The sequence below is a fragment of the Bradyrhizobium sp. P5_C12 genome, from assembly GCF_054049735.1.
Map to the genome: position 1 here is coordinate 33735 of NZ_JBFULU010000043.1, position 16130 is coordinate 49864.

The window sequence follows — 16130 nt, forward strand, 5'->3', positions numbered from 1 at the left end:
ACTGATTGCGCAGGGACGAGCTTGGCCGTCTTACGCCGCACCCAGGCCCAGCTTCTCATAGATGCGCCGCGCATAGGCGCCGAAGGCGTCCGTGGTCTTGAGCGGAAGGGCGCGCGGGAAGGGCAGGTCGATGGCGAAATAATCGGCCATCTTCGCCGGTCCCGCCGTCAGCACCGCGCAGTGCGAGGACAGGAAGACGGCTTCCTGGATCGAGTGGGTGACGAAGACGATGGTCTTGCCGCTCTCGCGCCAGATCCGCAGCATCTCCAGGTTCATCTGTTCGCGGGTCAGCGCGTCGAGCGCGCCGAACGGTTCGTCCATCAGGATCAGTTTTGGATCATGCACGAAGGCGCGCGCGATCGCGGTGCGCTGCTGCATGCCGCCGGACAGCTCTCGCGGATATTTTTGCTCGTAGCCGGCAAGCCCGACCAAATTGAGCAGGTCGCGCGCCCGCTCGCGCGCGGCCTTGATCGGCAGGCCCACGATCTCGGCCGGCAGCAGCACATTGTCCAGAATGGTCCGCCATTTCAGCAACAGTGCCTGCTGGAACACCATGCCGATGTCGCGGGTCGGATCGAACCGGCTCTTGGCATTGCCGATCTTCACCGTGCCGCCGTCGGCGCCGTGCAGGCCGGCCAAAATCTTCATCACCGTGGTCTTGCCGCAGCCGGACGGGCCGACCAGCGACACCAGCTCACCTTCCTGCACGTCCATGGTGACGTCGGAGACCGCGAGAAACTCGGCGCCGCCGCTGCGATAGACTTTTCGGACGCCGCGCAGGCTGATGAAGGGCTCTGCGGTCATGCCAGCCATTTGTCCAGGTTGGCGGCCACGAACGCATCGTCGCTGAGGTCGGCGTGCTCGCGGCAGACGCGGTCGATCTCGTCTTGCTGCCCCGGGCTCAGGCCCTCGTCCGGATCGAGGCACCACAGGCCCTGCATCAGGCCCTGGCGCCGCAGCACCTCGTGGCAGCCGGCGATGCAGCCGTGAAAATTGTTGGCGACGTCGAAGAAGGCGCTGTTGCAGTCGGTGACACGGGCGTCGAGCGCCAGCAAATCGGCCGGCACACTATCCTTGTGCCGCGCCGCCCTGCAGCGTTCGAACTGTTTGATGGCGCTTGCGGTCCACACCGACCAGTGACCGAGCAGGCCGCCCTTGAAATAGGTGCGCGTGGTGACGCCGTTGTCGCGCAGGTCGAATGGCAGCATGAGGTCGAGCAGGATGTGATCGTCATTGCCGGTGTAGAGCGCGACGCGGTCGAGCGCGCCGGCGGCCGCGACGCCGCGCAACACGTCGAGCGTCCGGTAGCGGTTGAACGGCGCGATCTTGATCGCGATCACATTGTCGATGGAGGCAAAGCGCTGCCAGAACCGGCTCGACAGGATGACGCCGCCCACCGCCGGCTGGAGATAGAAGCCGACCAGCGGAATCTCGGCGGCGACCGCCGTGCAATGCGCGATGATCTCGTCCTCGGAGGCGCTCTTCATCGCGGCGAGGCTGAGCAGGCCGGCATGATAGCCGATGTCGCGCGCGGTGCGGGCCTCGGTCGCCGCCTGCCTGGTCGGACCGGCTAGGCCTGCAACCATCGCCAGCGGTCGCTGGGTCCAGTTGGCCGCGGTCTCGGCGGCGAGCTCAAGCACGGGACGATAGAGGCCGACGTCGCGGACCGCGAACTGGGTCGTGTGCACGCCGACGGCAAGGCCGCCGGAACCTGCGTCGATATAGTAGCGTGTCAGCGCACGCTGATGCTGTTTGTCGAGCTGACGCTCGGCGGTGAGTGCGAGCGGATGCGCCGGCAGCACGGTGCCGTCGGCGATCAGCTTGCGGACGTCAGAGTTGATCTGGCTGTGGTGCATGATGTCCTATCCGAATTCCGGGCCGGCGACGGCGAATGGCATTTCCTCGCCCGCGGTGGTGGCGGGGCCGAACCGCATGCGCTGGAACGGCCGTTCAACGGTCCAGCCCGATGCGGTCAATCCTTCCAGGAACGCGGCTTGCGAGGCGACGGCGTCGATCAGGAGGGGGCTGGTCTCGGATCGCGCGATCGCGTGAACAAGGCCCAGCGCTTCGGCGGCATGATCGGCAAACAGGGGGCCGATATGGCGTGCGGTCCGTCCGTCGCGGACCAGCGCGATGCATCCATTCGCTGCGACGATGCGCGAGCCCGAGCGTTGTGCGAAGGCTGAGAGGAGGCTGGTCCGGTCGAAGCCGGTGGCCCGCCGGTCCCGCGCGCGCAGCGCATCGATGGTTGCGGATGAAGACGGTGGCGCTTCGGCTCGCACGGAGCCCGCCAGTTTCAGCCGGCGCAATTGCAGCGTCGGCGTGAAGCCGAGCGGCCCGTACACGGCAACGCCGTCGGGCGTCGCGTCGAGCCAACTCGTCAGGCCGTTCTTGCGCGCCGTCTCCAGGCATGCGTCGACGAGGCGCGTTGCGAGGCCGCGGCGGCGATGCGTGCCTGATACCAGCACCATGCTGATCCAGGCGTTGTTGCCGGAATAGGGCAGCAGTGCCGCGGTCGCGACCAGTCGTGCGCCGTCGCGGATGCCGAACACGACGCCATCGCGCAGGAAAACGCGCCAATCCTCTTCGGTCTGATTCCAGTGCGCTTCCGCCGACAGCACCAGCCCGGCCATCGCGTCCTCGACACCGAGCTTGAGGATGGGCGGGCCGTCAGTAGCGTCCATCGCGCACCTCGTATTTGGTGGGCTTGCCGAGGCTCGGCATCGCGCGGGACACCCAGTCCGCGGTCCAGGCGATCAGTTGCTCGGTATCGACGACGGGCAGGCCGAACAGCTCGACCGCCTGTGACGTGTCGGTCAGCCACGCCGTCGGCTCTTCCTTGCCTGTCAGCACCGGCGCGCGGCCGAACCTTGCGCCGAATTTTGCGGCGAGATCGCGCACCGCGAGGATCTCGTGACCGCTGACATTGATCGGCGAGGTCGGTGCCGTGCAGTGCGCCAGGCAACGCAGCGCCTGCGACGAGGCATCACCCTGCCAGATGAAATTGACGTGGCCAAGGCTGACGTCGATCGGCGTGCCCGTCAGCACCTTTGTCGCAATATCGTGCAGCACGCCGTAGCGCATGTCGATGGCGTAATTGAGCCGGAACAGGCGGCCCGGCGTTTCGAACTTGCGCGAAAAATATTCGAACATGCGCTCGCGGCCGACGCAGGACTGGGCGTATTCGCCGGGCGGGTTCGGCGCCATCTCCTCGGTCGAGCCTTTGCCGTCGACCGGCACGAAGGGATAGATGCAGCCGGTCGAGAACGCCACGATCCGCGACGATGGGAACGCCTGCGCGACGAGCGCCGGCACATGCGCGTTCATCGCCCAGGTCAGCGACAGATCGCCCTCGGCGCCGAATTTTCGCCCAGCCATGAAGATGATGTTCGGCGCCTGCGGCAACGCCTTGATTGCAGCCTCATTCATCAGGTCGCAATTGATGGTCTCGACGCCGCGCTCATGCAGCCAGTCCTTGACGCTGGGGTCGCTGAACCGGGCCACGCCGATGACGCGGCGACCCGGCACGGCCGCCTTTGCGAGCCCCGCCAGCGTCGGTCCCATTTTGCCGGCGACGCCGAGGATCATGATGTCGCCGTCGACCTTGGCGAGGTCGTCGATGAGCGCCTGGGTCGGCCGGCACAGGAGATCGTCGAGTGCGGCGATGTCCGGGATGGTCTTCGGCAGGGTCTGGCGGGTGAGGAGCATCGATCGGTCCTTGGTCGGTTAGGTCTGCCGTTTTCAGGTCTGCCGTTTCAGGTCTGTCTTGCGTCGCCGACCACGAACATGCGTTCGAGGGCGAGGACGAGGCCGTAGAGGGCGACGCCGAGCAGCGTCAGCAGCACGACGGCCATCACCATCGCGGGCGTGTCGAGCGACGACTGCACCTGGATCATGAGGTAGCCGAGCCCGCGCTCGGAGGCGATGAACTCGCCGACGATGGCGCCGGCGACCGCCAGGATGGCGCCGACCTTCATGCCGGAGAAGATGTAAGGCAGCGATCCCGGCAGCTGGATCTTGCGGAACAGCGTCCAGCGCGAGCCGCGCAGCGATTTGACGAGATCGAGCAGGTCGGGCTCGACCTCGCGCAGGCCGCGCGCGGTGGTGAGCAGGATCGGGAAGAAGCAGATGCTGAACGCGATCAGGATGTTCGGCACGATGCCGTAGGAGAACCAGACGATCAGGAGCGGGCCGAGCGCGACCTTCGGGATCATGTTCAGCGTCACGAACAGCGGCAGCAGAACCAGGCTCACCAGCGGCGCCCAGCTGAAGATCACGGCCAGCGCAACGCCGACGACGGCGCCAAGCGCGAAGCCGCCGAGGATCTCACTGGCGGTGACCAGCGTATTGGCGCCCCAGGCGTAGTTCGCGGTTCCCAGCGTCTGCACCGTCGCGAGCGGCGAGGGCAGGATGAATTTCGGGACGTGGAAGGCATCCACCGCGACCTGCCAGAGCACGAGCACGGCGAGATGCACGATCAGGATGATCGCAAAGCTGCGCGCCGGACTTGCTCCGTCACCTGTCACCGTTTGCTCCCCGTTGCTGCGGCCTCCCGGCCACGACGACAAGCCTAACCGTCCCTGCGGCAAGTTTCAACCAGTTGGTTGATTATGGCCTGAGCGACTGCAGCACCAGATCTGCGACATGCCTGCGGCGGGCGCGCCGCTGGGCGCGGCTGGACAGATCCTTGCCGAAGATCGCCGACAGCGTCGGGGTGTTCGAGAAGAAGAAATAGCTTAAGCCCGCGATGGAGATATAGAGCTGGACGGGGTCGATCCCCTTGCGGAACACGCCGCTGCGCACCCCCTCGTTGAGGATGTGGGAGACGCTTTTCACCAGCGGCGAATGCATCGCCTCCAGCCGGGTCGAGCCGCGGACATGGCGGGCGCCGCCGCGGTTCTCGTCGTTGAGGAGCACGATGAAATCCGGGTTTGCCGCGAGGTGATCGAACGAGGCCTCGATCAGCTTGCGGATCGCCTTTTCCGGCGGCAGGCCTTCGAGATTGAGTCTGCGCTCCTGCTCGCGGATGTCCTCGTAGACCCATTCGAGCACGGCGAGGTAGAGCGCGTCCTTGTCGCCGAAATAATGATAGACGAGCTGCTTGTTGACGCCTGCGCGCTCCGCGATCTCGTCGACGCGGGCGCCGGCAAAGCCGTGCCGGGCGAATTCCAGGCGCGCCGCGGTGAGCAGTTTTCGGCGGGTGGCGACGGGGTCGCGCCGCTGCGGCACGGTGTCGCCAGATCGTTTTGCAGGCATTTCCAACCAAACAGTTGACAATTGGAGGGCGGACTTGTTGCATTGGTAGCCTCACACGGGGAGAGCGACAAGCCGGGTCGCGGCAATGAGGAGAGATGCGATGAAGCGTTTGCAGGCGGCGGGCTCGGCTCTGGGCTCGGCGATCGTCTTGGCCCTGATGCTCGGTATGCCGGCGGTGTCCGCGAATGCGGGCGAGGCGGTCAATCTGATCCTGAACTGGACGCCGACGGCCGATCACTCGCCCTATTATTACGCCAAGGCGCAGGGCTGGTACGAGAAGGCGGGCATCGACCTCACGATCGAAACCGGCAAGGGCTCTGGCGTCTCCGCGGCCAAGGTCGGGTCCGGCGGCTCGCCATTCGGCGTCGCCGATCTCGCCACCATGCTGGTGGCCAAGAGCAAGGGCGCCGACACTGTTGCCGTGATGAGCGTCTACGCCAACACCGGCCAGACCTTCTACTGGCTGAAGAGCTACGGCGTGAACGGGGTCAAGGATTTTGCCGGCCACAAGATCGGCAACCCGCCCGGCGACGCCTCGCGCGTGATGTGGCCCGCTTTTGCGAAGGCCGCAGGCCTTGCGCCCGATGCCGTCGGTTTCGTCAATATCGGGCCGACCGCGAAGGTCGCGGCGCTGAAGAGCCACACCGTCGATATCATCAGCGACTTCTACAACGAGCACGACGTGAAGGCGATCGAGTTCGGCGCCGACCTCGGCTTCGTCAATTGGAAGGACATCGGCCTCAACCCCTACGGCAATTCGCTGATCGTCAACGGCGTCTATCTCCAGAAGAATCCAAAGCTCGTCGAGGACTTCGTCCGCGTCACGCAAAAGGCCTTTGCGGCCTGCGTTGCCGACGTCACCCCGTGCCTGAAGGCGCTGCTCGACCAGGTCTCCGGTCTCGACAAGGAGAACCAGGAGCGGCAGTGGGAGCGCATCAAGTTCCTGATGACCGACGAGTTCACGACGACCAAGTCGCTCGGCTGGATCGACGGCGAACGGATGAAGAAGGACTATGAGCTGGTCCAGACCTATCTCGGCATGGAAAAGCCGTTCGACGTGACGACGGCCTTCACGACCAAGATGCTCGATCCCGGCATCAAGATGGATGCGAGCAAGGTGAAGAAGTAGCGCTGTCCGCGTCTAGCTGGCCCTCGCGTTGAAGCATCGCCCGGGCTCTGCAGCGCACCGCCGAGGAGGCGCTGCGCTGCAGCCGGAGCACGAGGACAGGCGCGACGATCAGTGCCTGTCGTCTCCGCGGCCGTCGTCATCGTCGTGGAAGTCGTGTTCGCCGCCCGCCCTGAACTGCGGATCGACGCAGGCGAAATTGCCGGCGTCGTTGGTCATGCCGTTGCCCTTGTAGGCGGGAATCTTCGGATAGACGCACAGCGGCCGGGTGCCTCCGGCCGGGAAGTTCATGGCAATCCTCGGATCGAACAGCCCGCCGGTCGGGTAGGGCGAGGTGGCGTTGGTATTGGTGGCCACGATGCGCTCCGGCGCGAGGCCCTTCTCGACCCAGTTGGTGATGGCCGACAGTTCCTCGGTGGCGAAGCTGGTGGTTGCCGCGCCGCCGCCGCAATGGGCCATGTTCGGCACCATGAACAGCCGGGCGAAATCGGTCGCACGGCCGTCCATGCGCTGATTCATCTTGCGATACCAGCGGGCGATGGCGGCGCCGGAGAAGATGCCGTCGTTGACCGAGGAGGAGACGATCAGCTTGCCGCCGCGCGCCCTGAACGGACGCAGATCCGTCGAGACCGCCGCCATGAAGTCCATCGAGCTTTCCGGATAGGCGGCGGTCCTGGTGAAGATCTTCGGCGCGTCGGTGTCGAAGTTGAATCGGAACACGAAGGCTTCCTGGCCGGTCGGCCCGTTCACCGGCGTGACGACGGGCGGCGTCTGGAAGATCATCGGGATCGCGCCGGCGCCGAGCGTCAGGTTGATCGCGGTGTTGACGCCCGGGACAGGCGCGGTCACGACGTTCCAGAGACCCCAGCCGGCGCCGGGCGCGGTGGGCGGCGTCCAGATGCCGGCATCCCAGAACCAGTTTGAATAGAGCCGCTGGCCCTTCGAATTGACCGGACCGGCATAGATCTTCTTCAGCGCGCCGACTTGCGCGCTGGTCAGGCAGGTGCCGCCATGCGGCGTGCTGCCGTGCGAGCCGGTGCCGCAGGTGTAGTTGGCCAGTGCCGGAGACACTTTCTTGGCCGTGCAGGCGTGATAGTTGTCGATGATGCCGTCGACCAGCCCGTCGAGCGCGTCGCAGGCGCTCAGGATCGCGGCCGAGGCGACCTGGAGATCCTGCTGCGGGAACGTGTCGGGGATGAAGGGCTGCCCGTTGACGTCCTTGCTGGTTGCGAGCGTGCCGAGCACCTGCTCGTTCCAGGCCTCCGCCAGGGCAGCCTGTGGCAGGTTGAAGCCGGGATTTTGCGAAATCACGCCGTCGAACAGCGACGGGAATCTCTGCGAGGCGACCATGGCGTCGCGTCCGCCGTTCGAGCAGCCCATGATGTAGGAATAGACGGTTTCGAGGCCGTAATAGTAGGAGATGATCTGCTTGGAGATTGTCGCGGTCTTTTCGATGCCGTTGTAGCCGTAATCCCGGCGCGCCTGGGCGTCGATAGCGAAATGGGCCGAGCCTCCGGCATTGGGATCGTCGTCCTGATGTCCGCCGACGACGTTGTTGGCATTGTCTTCGTGGCCGCCGTCATTGGCAGCCACCGCCCAGCCCTGTCCGAGTTCGACGCCGGCGGCGCCTTGCGGGTCGGCCTGGAGGCTGCCGTCGGTCCCGCCGCCGCCCATCATCTCGAAACGGCCGTGCCAGGTATTGGGCAGGTTGAGCGCGAAGCCGATCCCGTAGGTGAAATGATCGGGGTCCTGGGTAGAGACCCGCTTGTTGATGATGCCGATCACGTTGCAATAGCCCGACTTCTGCGTCGCGCTCAGGATCTGCGTGTGCGGCAGGGTGAGGCCGGTGAGACCGGTACAGGACGAGCGCGGAGCAACGCCGCTCGGAGGCAGTCCGTGTGCAACTGCCTGTGGGCCGAGAGCCGCCCAGCCGGCCACGATCGTCGACGCGAGAAATAGTCGTTTCATGTAGTGCCCTCCCAGTGTGGTGATTGTCAGAACGGCGATATCCCCCGTGCCGTCGTGCGGCGCCGCCCGTTGTGGCGGGCCTCGTCAAAGTGACAGGCGATGTCGTTGTCGATTGAGGCGTCGAGTTGGTCAGGAGGTCGCGCGGATCCGCCGTGCAGATCGCGACGCGTGGACCGCAGCGCGCCGGCCGCGATCGTCCCGCCGCAATGCGTCATGGCATGCGGATCGTCGCCCACCCTTGATGGAGGCACGGACGTTAGCTCCCCTGAATCCTGCTCGCGTGACGGCAGGTTTTCTCGATTGTTAAGCGGGCGATGTTGCCGTGTCAACATGACGCAACACGCGAGTCCGTCGTGCAACCTGTCGTAGAAGCTGCATGAGCAAACCGGCCGCGCCGCTCGCTTCTCGATCCGGATACGCTGCGGTAAAGTCCGCAATCGAATCTCGGACAACCGGCCGGATGCAGCTGCGCCGGCTTGTGAAAGATGGTCGTCGATGGAGCCAAAGAAGGCCGGCGCCAGGAAGCGGATCGCCAAAAGACCGCGGCGGATTGCACGCGCCGCAAAGCCGTCGCGCGTAGCGCCGCGAGCTCCGTCAGCCGCAAAGTCCGCGCGGCCAAAGTTGCTTGCTTCGGGCGATCTGTCCGATTCGCTCGGCTATCGCATCCGGCGGGCCCAGCTTTGGGTGTTCAAGGATGTCAGCCGGCGGCTCGCCGCCTTCGAGATCAGCCCGGCGCAATTCTCCGTGCTATCGGTGATCGAGGCCAATCCCGGCGTCAATCAGCTCGCCATCGCGCAGTCATTGTCGATCGAGCGGGCAGGGCTCGGCAGGCTGGTCGACCATCTGGAGCGGCGCGGTCTGGTGCAGCGCTCTGCCTCCGCCGTCAACCGCCGCTACTACGTGCTCTATTTGACCGGCGCCGGCACCGCACTCCTCGGCCGCTTGCGGCCGGCGATCGCCGAAAGCGAAAAGGCCCTCGCTGGAAAAATCGGGCCGCGTGCGTTCCGCGAATTGCAGCGGGCACTGTCGGTGTTTCTCGACGAGCCCTGAGTGGGCCGAGCGTCGTCCTGGCGAAAGCCAGGACCCATTACCCCAGGGAGCAGTTTGGCGAAGACTTGTCGTTCGGTACTCCCACCGTCCGCAATCGATAGATTCCGCGGTATGGGTCCTGGCCTTCGCCAGGACGACACCGGAGGTTGGGCAGGCTGTCCCGTGCCGACGAACCGCCGCACCCCACGTACCCCCACGGAGACATTAACCACGCGTTAACCAAATCCGCCGCATCGTTAACCATTCAATAACAGGAACGAGTCGGCCCCATGGAGGCTGTAGCCAAACCTCAACGTCAAATGGTGCGCCTGCGCGGGCGCTCCTACGTGGCCTTCGTGTTCGTGCCGACGGTTCCGATCCAGGATTGGCTCCAGGAGATCGACACCACGATCGCGCGCTCACCGGGCTTCTTCGCCGGCCGCCCCGTGGTCATCGACCTGTCCTCGGTCGATCTCAGCCAGTCCGGCATCAGCCATCTGCTCACAAGCCTTCAGGACCGCAACATCCGCGTGCTTGGGATCGAGGGCGTGGAGGAGGCGCGACTGGCGCCGTCGATGCCGCCGCTGCTCTCGGGCGGCCGCAGCTGCGTGGTCGAGCCGAGCGCGCCGAAGAAGCCCGAGGCGAAGGCCGAGACCAAGCCGACCTCGTTGCTGCTCGAAAGCCCCGTGCGCTCCGGCCAGACCATCATCTTCCCGGAAGGCGACGTCACCATTCTCGGCTCGGTCGGCTCCGGCGCCGAGGTCGTCGCCGGCGGCTCCATCCACATCTATGGCGCGCTGCGCGGCCGCGCCATGGCCGGTGTGAACGGTCACACGAGCGCGCGCATCTACTGTCAGAAGATCGAGGCCGAACTGCTTGCAATCGATGGGTTTTACCAGACTGCGGACGACATCGACGCCGCCTTGCGCGGCAAGCCGGCGCAGGCCTGGCTGCAGGGGAATACCATGCGAATTACAGCGCTGAACTGACCAGCAAAGGAGACATTTCAGATGAGTAAGGTACTGGTCGTGACATCAGGCAAGGGCGGGGTCGGCAAGACGACGACCACCGCCGCGCTGGGGGCCGCGCTCGCGCAGCGCGGCGACAAGGTCGTCGTCGTCGATTTCGACGTCGGCTTGCGCAACCTCGACCTCGTGATGGGGGCTGAACGCCGCGTCGTGTTCGACCTCATCAACGTGGTGCAGGGGGTGGCAAAGCTTCCGCAGGCGCTGATCCGCGACAAGCGGCTGGAAAATCTCTGGCTGCTGCCGGCGTCGCAAACCCGCGACAAGGACGCGCTGACGGAAGAGGGCGTGGGCAAGGTCATCGCCGATCTGCGCAGCCGCTTCGACTGGGTGATCTGCGACAGCCCGGCCGGCATCGAGCGCGGTGCCTCGATGGCGATGCGCTTCGCGGACGAAGCCGTGATCGTCACCAATCCGGAAGTCTCCTCGGTGCGCGATTCCGACCGCATCATCGGCATGCTCGATTCCAAGACGGTGCGGGCCGAGAAGGGCGAGCGGGTCGAGAAGCACATTCTCATCACCCGCTACGATCCCTCCCGCGCGGCGCGCGGCGAGATGCTGACCATCGACGACATCCTCGAGATCCTTGCCACACCCTTGCTCGGCATCATTCCCGAGAGCCAGGACGTGTTGAAGGCCTCCAACGTCGGCACGCCGGTGACTCTGTCGAATGCGGACGGCGCGCCGGCGAGGGCCTATATGGACGCGGCCAAGCGCCTCTGCGGCGAGAACGTGACGATGCACGTTCCGGCCGAGCGCAGAGGTCTGATGGATCGTCTGCTGCGACGGAGGGCTGCATGAGCATGGGTCTGCTTCGACTTCTCCGCGGCAAGAAGGCCTCCGCACCCGTCGCACGCGAACGGCTGCAGATCCTGCTTGCACATGAGCGCGGATTGCGCGGCCAGCCCGATCTGCTCGGTGTGCTGCGTGAGGAAATTCTCGCAGTCGTGTCTAGGCACGTCACGCTGGATCCGACCAAGGTGATCGTCCGGCTCGAGCGCGGCGACGAGGTGTCGACGCTCGAGGTCGACATCGAGGTGCCCAACGACTTCGAGCGCAAGCGCGAGGCGGTCGCGTAGGGGCCGGCCGGGAACGTCCAATTTGGGGTGGGTGAGAAGGCGGTCCGCCGGGCATGGCGGGCCGCCTTTTGTCGTCGCTGCGGGCGATCGGAACGAGACCTGCGACTTGATCGTTGTAGGAAATCCGAGGACCCACCAAGCGTGCACCGCGGTTTCATCAAACGGGAGAGCGCCCATGATATCGGAGCTCCAAATCCACACCATCGCACGCCAGATGCTCGAACGGCACGGCTTCGCTGCGATTGCGAAGGCCGCCGAGCAGGCCGTGGCCTGCGAGGGCCGCGGCGAGGCCGATGAGGCCAAGGAGTGGCGTCACATCGAGGATGCCATGAAGATCATGCGTGGACCGCACCACAGCTGATCGCCGGCCAGGAAACGCCTCAGCGGTCCTCGTGCTCGGTTCCCTGCGACTGGGACCGTTGGGTTTGCGGCTGACTGCGATCGCCGGTCTCCTTGCAGGGGAGCTGCTCCCAGGTACCATTCGGTGTCTGCTGATACGCGCTGCAGGTCGAGGAGGGCGATTTGTCCTCGGCTTTCTGGGTGCCTGAATTCTTCGCCAGCAAGGGGGCGGTCAGCGCCGTGACGGCCGCGAGCGTGGCGGCGAAGACGACATGGATCATCCGCATGAGGGGTTCCTGTTCGAATTCGAAGAGGCCCGCATGCTGGCGAGGATTGTGACGAATATTGGCCGCGGCGGTGGTTCCGCCGCGCCGTGCTTAATGCCCGGGAAAACCGTCTAGCCGCCCTTGCTGCGGATCAGGCCGGCGAGATTGGTCTTCTGGGCCTCGCACCAGCCGGGCATGCCGAGGCGGCGCTGGTCCATATCGGTCGCCTGCGTCGCGACCGCGACCTCGGCCATCAGGTCGTCGTCCTGCTTCTCGCCCATCTTGCCGCCGGTATGCATCCAGGCGATCGCCTTGCGCACCTTTTCGGTGATGCCGTCGGGCAGCTGCATCTGCTGCGCCTTCTGCACCAGGTCCTGATAGACGAGATCCGTGTTGGGGCATTCCACCCTGGCGGCGAAGGCCTGCAAGACCATCGTCACATAGGTCGACCGCGGATCGGCCGCCTGGGCCGGCGCGGCAAGCAGCAACAGGCCCGTGATCAGAAAACCGTAGCGCATCCTTGGTACCTCCTCGATTTTTTCGGGAGGCTAGCGCCCGGCGCGCCGCTCCGCAATGGTGCCGCGACGCGATTGTCGTCCGTCCGCTCGGTACGCTAACGTAGCGCGCCCCGGCCCCGGAGATCGACATGAGCCTGTTCAGTACGCCGTTCGATCCCGCACACGATACGGCGCTCGTCACCGGCGCGGGCAACGGCATCGGCCGTGCGATCGCGCAGGCCCTGGTCGGCGAGGGCGTCCGAACGGTGTTCGCCGATGTGAAGGCGGAGCGGGTGAGTGCCGCGATCAGCGCGAGCAGCAGGCCTGAATTGGCCGTGCCCTGGGTCGGCGATCTCGCCGAGCTGGACGCGTGCGATGCACTGCTCGCCACCGCGCACGCAGCGCTGGGCGAGGTGACGCATTTCGTCCACAGCGCATCGCCGCCGCGGCGGGAGGCCGATCATGCGCTCGCGGTCGATCGCAGGATCTGGCAGGAGATGCATGCGGTCAATCTCGACGCCGGCTTTCATCTGGCGCGCGAGATCGCCAAGCGGCTGATCGCGGCGAAGCGGCCGGGCTCGTTCCTGTTTCTCACCTCGCTGCATGCAGGCACGCCGCGCAACCTGCCGCATTATTCGACGGCGAAAGCCGGGATGGCGATGCTGGTGAAGGAGCTGGCCAAGACGTTCGGCCGCCACGACATCCGCGTCAACGCGCTGGTGCCCGGCGCGATCGCGGCCGGCGGATTCGTCGCGGATCCCTCATTGGCGCGGCACATTCCACTCGGGCGTCTCGGCGAGGCCAACGACCTCGCGCCGATGGCGCTGGCAGTGCTGTCGAACAAGCTCGCAGGCTACGTCACCGGCGCGGCCTTCGTCGTCGACGGCGGATTGTCGCTGACGAACTGGTTCGAGCCGCCGGCGCTCGACGACTAAAGTCCCGTTCCGATGGAATCGGAACGCCTAGCGCTGCCAAGCCGGCACGGGGTCGAGCGGTGTGCGATAGAGCTCGTTGTGGTCGCGATCGGTGACGCGCACCGCGCAACCCTTCTGCTGGAGCTCCGGCTTCACCTGCGACAGCTCGCTCGCCAGTTGATGGGCGCGGTCGGAGGCAACCTCGAGGTCTTCGAGGATAATGCCGCCCTGGTTCTTGAACTCTTCACCAACCACAAGATCGAAATAGTAGTAAGGCATCCGAATTCCCCGGTGTGATGACCCAAGCCTTGAAAACAAGCCTTGAGAAGCCTTCAACGGAAGTCTTCAACACATGTCCGATGGTACCACTGAGTCGATCTTTATCGAATGAACGAGTGGCGCAATCTCTTTGCTTATGGCGCAGAAATGATGTGCAGCCCGCGGGCGCCTTAAGATTTTATTAAATATGTCGGCGCGATCATTAGGCATGGAATTGCAACAGAACCGGGCTCCGGGAACCGGCAGTTGCAAGAGAAGGCCGGCGGCATAGATCCCGACGGCCTTTTCTCTTTTCGAAAACGCGACCGAAGCATCGATCACCGTAGTCGCCCGGACTCAACGCATCACGTCGACTCGGACAGCGTCTGCGATCTAGCGCAGAGGCATCGGCGGACGCACGACCGGACCGTCATCATCCGCAACGGCTTGCGTCGCCGCGACCGGCGGAGGGACTGCGGAAGCCTGTGAAGCTGGCGGCGGAGGTGCGGCCGGATAGGCCGGCATGTAGGTCTGCGACACGACCGGCTTCGGCTTGCGAACCGGCGGCGCCGGCGGCCGCGGCGGCGGCAACGCGGAGACTCGCGCACGTGGATCGACCGGAGGCCTCGCCTCGGCCACCGGCTTCGGTGCCGGCGTCTTCGCCATCTCGCGTGCCATCTGCTCCTGTCCGGCCTTCAACTCGGCGATGTTGGACTTGAGCTGTTCGATCTGCTGCGCCATCGCGGCGAGATCGCGCGTCATCGATTGCACCGATTGCGTAGCATCGGTCGCGGGCGCGGCGGCGCCGTCCTGCGCCGCCGGCGGCGTTGCGGATTGGTCAGCGCTCTGATCGATTGCCGCTTGCGTCGCGGTCGGCACGGGTTGCGCGGCGGCGGCGACGGGCGCTGTCTGCGAGGTCGACGGCATCAGCGATGCCAATGCCGGTGTCCATTCGGCGAGCATCTGTCTTGCGGTGTCGCCGTGTTTCTCCCACGCGACGGTTGCAGCAGCACTTCCTCCCGCAAACAGCACCGTGATGAACGCGCCGCGCAGCCACTTGGCGGCGGATGATCGCTTGTGCCGGCCGTGAAGATCGCTGGCCGCCACGCGCACGGCTGAATCGACCGAAGGTATTGCGGCAGGCGTTTCCGGTGCAACGCTCAACCTCGGCTCCAGGTACCTCGGCTCCACACCAATCTTGGGCGCCGGACGGTTCACGATCTCCGGCGCCAGGGCCGGAGCGTCCTTGCTGGCGCGCGTCGCCAGCACAATGTCGGGCGAAATCTGAACCGCATCGTGCGGATCGTTGTCCTTGACCGCGTCCTTCACGATTTCATCGACAATTTGCTTGCTGTTCAGCGTCGCGAGCATCGCAGCTCCTTTGAAGCCTTGGTCGTCCGCATTGGCGCGAGCCGATCGATTGCGTGAGCCCATCCCAAGCCCGGGACCCACGAGTCCAGCCGGATTTGACCAAAGCAAGGCGAGGGGATGGAGACTATGCGACGGTCTTTCGCCGTTTGTGGTGATGGAACCGGGTTTCACAAACACGGGCATGTGTTCCGCACTGCCTTTTTTTCTGCACGATTTGGGCAGATTCTGACGGTGCTGGGGGCGGTGTCGATCCGCTATTGGGGGGCCGGCGGTGCCAAGATCTGTTCTCGCTTTTCTCGTTGTTACCTTGCTTCCGCTCGGCGGTTGCATGCAGGCAACGCTTTCGCCGTCGACCGACGCGAGCATGACGCCGCGCGACCGGCAGCTGCTTTCGCATACGCCTTACGCGCAGGCGAGCGTGCCCGAGCAATATCTCCGTCACATCGTCGACTATCCGCGCAAGGAGCAGCCGGGCACGATCCTGGTCGATACCGATGCGCGCTACCTCTATTACGTTCTGCCGGAGGGCAAGGCGATCCGCTACGGCGTCGCGGTCGGCGAGGAGGCGATGGCCTTCTCCGGTGTGGCGCGCGTCGGCCGTCTGGCGGAATGGCCGGACTGGGTTCCGACACCGGAGATCCAGGCGCGGCTCGGACCGTATCCACCGCGCGTTGCCGGTGGTCCCGCCAATCCGTTGGGCGCGCGGGGGATCTATCTCTACTCCGGCAACAAGGACACGCTCTATCGTATCCACGGCACCAACCAGCCCGAATATATCGGGCAGGCGATCTCGTCGGGCTGCATCCGGATGCGCAACGAGGACGTGATCGATCTGTTCGATCGCGTGAAGCTCAACGCGACCGTCGTGGTGCTGCCGCCCGGACAGAACGCGCAGGCCGGGACGGGGTCACGCTGGCGCGGGTGAGGGCCACGATCCTGCGCGCCATCGCCCTCACTCAAGCGTGAAGGCGCGCACGACACGCGGCCTTTCAAGGGTGAACT

20 protein-coding genes are annotated in these 16130 nt (G+C 65.4%); 8 read left to right on the forward strand and 12 right to left on the reverse strand.

All coding sequences use genetic code 11. From position 1 onward, the window contains the following. Positions 1-30: 30 nt before the first annotated feature. The 6 genes from ACXJMY_RS29395 to ACXJMY_RS29420 all read right to left on the reverse strand — a co-directional run bounded on the left by ACXJMY_RS29395 (position 31) and on the right by ACXJMY_RS29420 (position 5256). A complete protein-coding gene (locus tag ACXJMY_RS29395; protein WP_456622843.1) occupies positions 31-813 on the reverse strand; it encodes an ABC transporter ATP-binding protein in 783 nt (260 codons plus the stop codon). Further along, on the reverse strand, positions 801-1856 hold the full coding sequence (locus ACXJMY_RS29400) for a dihydrodipicolinate synthase family protein (protein WP_456622844.1): 1056 nt from the start codon (positions 1854-1856) through the stop codon (positions 801-803). The genes ACXJMY_RS29395 and ACXJMY_RS29400 overlap by 13 nt, the downstream gene beginning before the upstream one ends. A 6-nt stretch (positions 1857-1862) precedes the next feature. Continuing rightward, positions 1863-2684 carry a GNAT family N-acetyltransferase gene (locus ACXJMY_RS29405; RefSeq protein ID WP_456622845.1) on the reverse strand — a complete coding sequence of 274 codons (822 nt, stop codon included), beginning with the start codon at positions 2682-2684 and terminating at the stop codon, positions 1863-1865. Then, positions 2671-3708, reverse strand: coding sequence for an NAD-dependent epimerase/dehydratase family protein (locus ACXJMY_RS29410; protein ID WP_456622846.1), 1038 nt, complete (start codon positions 3706-3708; stop codon positions 2671-2673). The genes ACXJMY_RS29405 and ACXJMY_RS29410 overlap by 14 nt, the downstream gene beginning before the upstream one ends. 47 nt (positions 3709-3755) lie before the next feature. Further along, positions 3756-4526, reverse strand: coding sequence for an ABC transporter permease (locus tag ACXJMY_RS29415; RefSeq protein ID WP_456622847.1), 771 nt, complete (start codon positions 4524-4526; stop codon positions 3756-3758). Between the two features lie 82 nt (positions 4527-4608). Further along, positions 4609-5256 carry a TetR family transcriptional regulator gene (locus tag ACXJMY_RS29420; protein WP_456622848.1) on the reverse strand — a complete coding sequence of 216 codons (648 nt, stop codon included), beginning with the start codon at positions 5254-5256 and terminating at the stop codon, positions 4609-4611. A 100-nt stretch (positions 5257-5356) separates the two neighbouring features. Between ACXJMY_RS29420 and ACXJMY_RS29425 the strand changes: the two genes are divergently transcribed. Next, positions 5357-6385: an ABC transporter substrate-binding protein gene (locus ACXJMY_RS29425; RefSeq protein WP_456622849.1), complete on the forward strand. Its 1029-nt coding sequence runs from the start codon at positions 5357-5359 to the stop codon at positions 6383-6385. A 108-nt stretch (positions 6386-6493) separates the two neighbouring features. On the opposite strand, the gene ACXJMY_RS29430 is transcribed toward ACXJMY_RS29425, so the two are convergent. Next, positions 6494-8350 (reverse strand): tannase/feruloyl esterase family alpha/beta hydrolase, encoded by a 1857-nt coding sequence (locus ACXJMY_RS29430; protein WP_456622850.1) that lies wholly within the window; start codon positions 8348-8350, stop codon positions 6494-6496. Between the two features lie 26 nt (positions 8351-8376). Beyond that, the gene (locus tag ACXJMY_RS29435; protein ID WP_456622851.1) at positions 8377-8886 is read right to left on the reverse strand and encodes a hypothetical protein; all 510 of its coding nucleotides are present in this window, start codon (positions 8884-8886) and stop codon (positions 8377-8379) included. 85 nt (positions 8887-8971) lie between these two features. Here ACXJMY_RS29435 and ACXJMY_RS29440 point away from each other — a divergent pair, with 85 nt between their 5' ends. The 5 genes from ACXJMY_RS29440 to ACXJMY_RS29460 all read left to right on the forward strand — a co-directional run bounded on the left by ACXJMY_RS29440 (position 8972) and on the right by ACXJMY_RS29460 (position 11844). Beyond that, a complete protein-coding gene (locus ACXJMY_RS29440) occupies positions 8972-9400 on the forward strand; it encodes a MarR family winged helix-turn-helix transcriptional regulator (RefSeq protein ID WP_456622852.1) in 429 nt (142 codons plus the stop codon). A 269-nt stretch (positions 9401-9669) separates the two neighbouring features. Then, positions 9670-10368, forward strand: a complete 699-nt coding sequence (gene minC / locus ACXJMY_RS29445) for a septum site-determining protein MinC (RefSeq protein ID WP_456622853.1) — start codon at positions 9670-9672, stop codon at positions 10366-10368. Between the two features lie 21 nt (positions 10369-10389). Next, complete coding sequence (minD, locus tag ACXJMY_RS29450; protein WP_158671528.1) at positions 10390-11205, forward strand: septum site-determining protein MinD; 816 nt, start codon at positions 10390-10392, stop codon at positions 11203-11205. After that, positions 11202-11483, forward strand: coding sequence for a cell division topological specificity factor MinE (gene minE / locus ACXJMY_RS29455; protein ID WP_456622854.1), 282 nt, complete (start codon positions 11202-11204; stop codon positions 11481-11483). The genes minD and minE overlap by 4 nt, the downstream gene beginning before the upstream one ends. 175 nt (positions 11484-11658) lie before the next feature. After that, positions 11659-11844 carry a hypothetical protein gene (locus tag ACXJMY_RS29460; RefSeq protein ID WP_456622855.1) on the forward strand — a complete coding sequence of 62 codons (186 nt, stop codon included), beginning with the start codon at positions 11659-11661 and terminating at the stop codon, positions 11842-11844. Between the two features lie 19 nt (positions 11845-11863). On the opposite strand, the gene ACXJMY_RS29465 is transcribed toward ACXJMY_RS29460, so the two are convergent. Beyond that, entirely contained in the window at positions 11864-12109 is a 246-nt protein-coding gene (locus ACXJMY_RS29465; protein WP_456622856.1) for a hypothetical protein, read from the reverse strand. 110 nt (positions 12110-12219) lie between these two features. Then, positions 12220-12606 (reverse strand): hypothetical protein, encoded by a 387-nt coding sequence (locus ACXJMY_RS29470; RefSeq protein ID WP_456622857.1) that lies wholly within the window; start codon positions 12604-12606, stop codon positions 12220-12222. Between the two features lie 128 nt (positions 12607-12734). On the opposite strand from ACXJMY_RS29470, the gene ACXJMY_RS29475 reads away from it, so the two are divergent. Further along, positions 12735-13520, forward strand: coding sequence for an SDR family NAD(P)-dependent oxidoreductase (locus tag ACXJMY_RS29475; RefSeq protein WP_456622858.1), 786 nt, complete (start codon positions 12735-12737; stop codon positions 13518-13520). 27 nt (positions 13521-13547) lie between these two features. Here ACXJMY_RS29475 and ACXJMY_RS29480 read toward each other — a convergent pair whose 3' ends face one another. Together ACXJMY_RS29480 and ACXJMY_RS29485 are read right to left on the reverse strand one after the other, a co-directional pair. Next, on the reverse strand, positions 13548-13778 hold the full coding sequence (locus ACXJMY_RS29480; RefSeq protein ID WP_456622859.1) for a DUF6894 family protein: 231 nt from the start codon (positions 13776-13778) through the stop codon (positions 13548-13550). Between the two features lie 372 nt (positions 13779-14150). After that, on the reverse strand, positions 14151-15128 hold the full coding sequence (locus tag ACXJMY_RS29485; RefSeq protein WP_456622885.1) for a hypothetical protein: 978 nt from the start codon (positions 15126-15128) through the stop codon (positions 14151-14153). Positions 15129-15492: 364 nt separating this feature from the next. Between ACXJMY_RS29485 and ACXJMY_RS29490 the strand changes: the two genes are divergently transcribed. Continuing rightward, positions 15493-16053 carry a L,D-transpeptidase gene (locus ACXJMY_RS29490; protein ID WP_456622860.1) on the forward strand — a complete coding sequence of 187 codons (561 nt, stop codon included), beginning with the start codon at positions 15493-15495 and terminating at the stop codon, positions 16051-16053. The last annotated feature ends 77 nt before the right edge of the window (positions 16054-16130 follow it).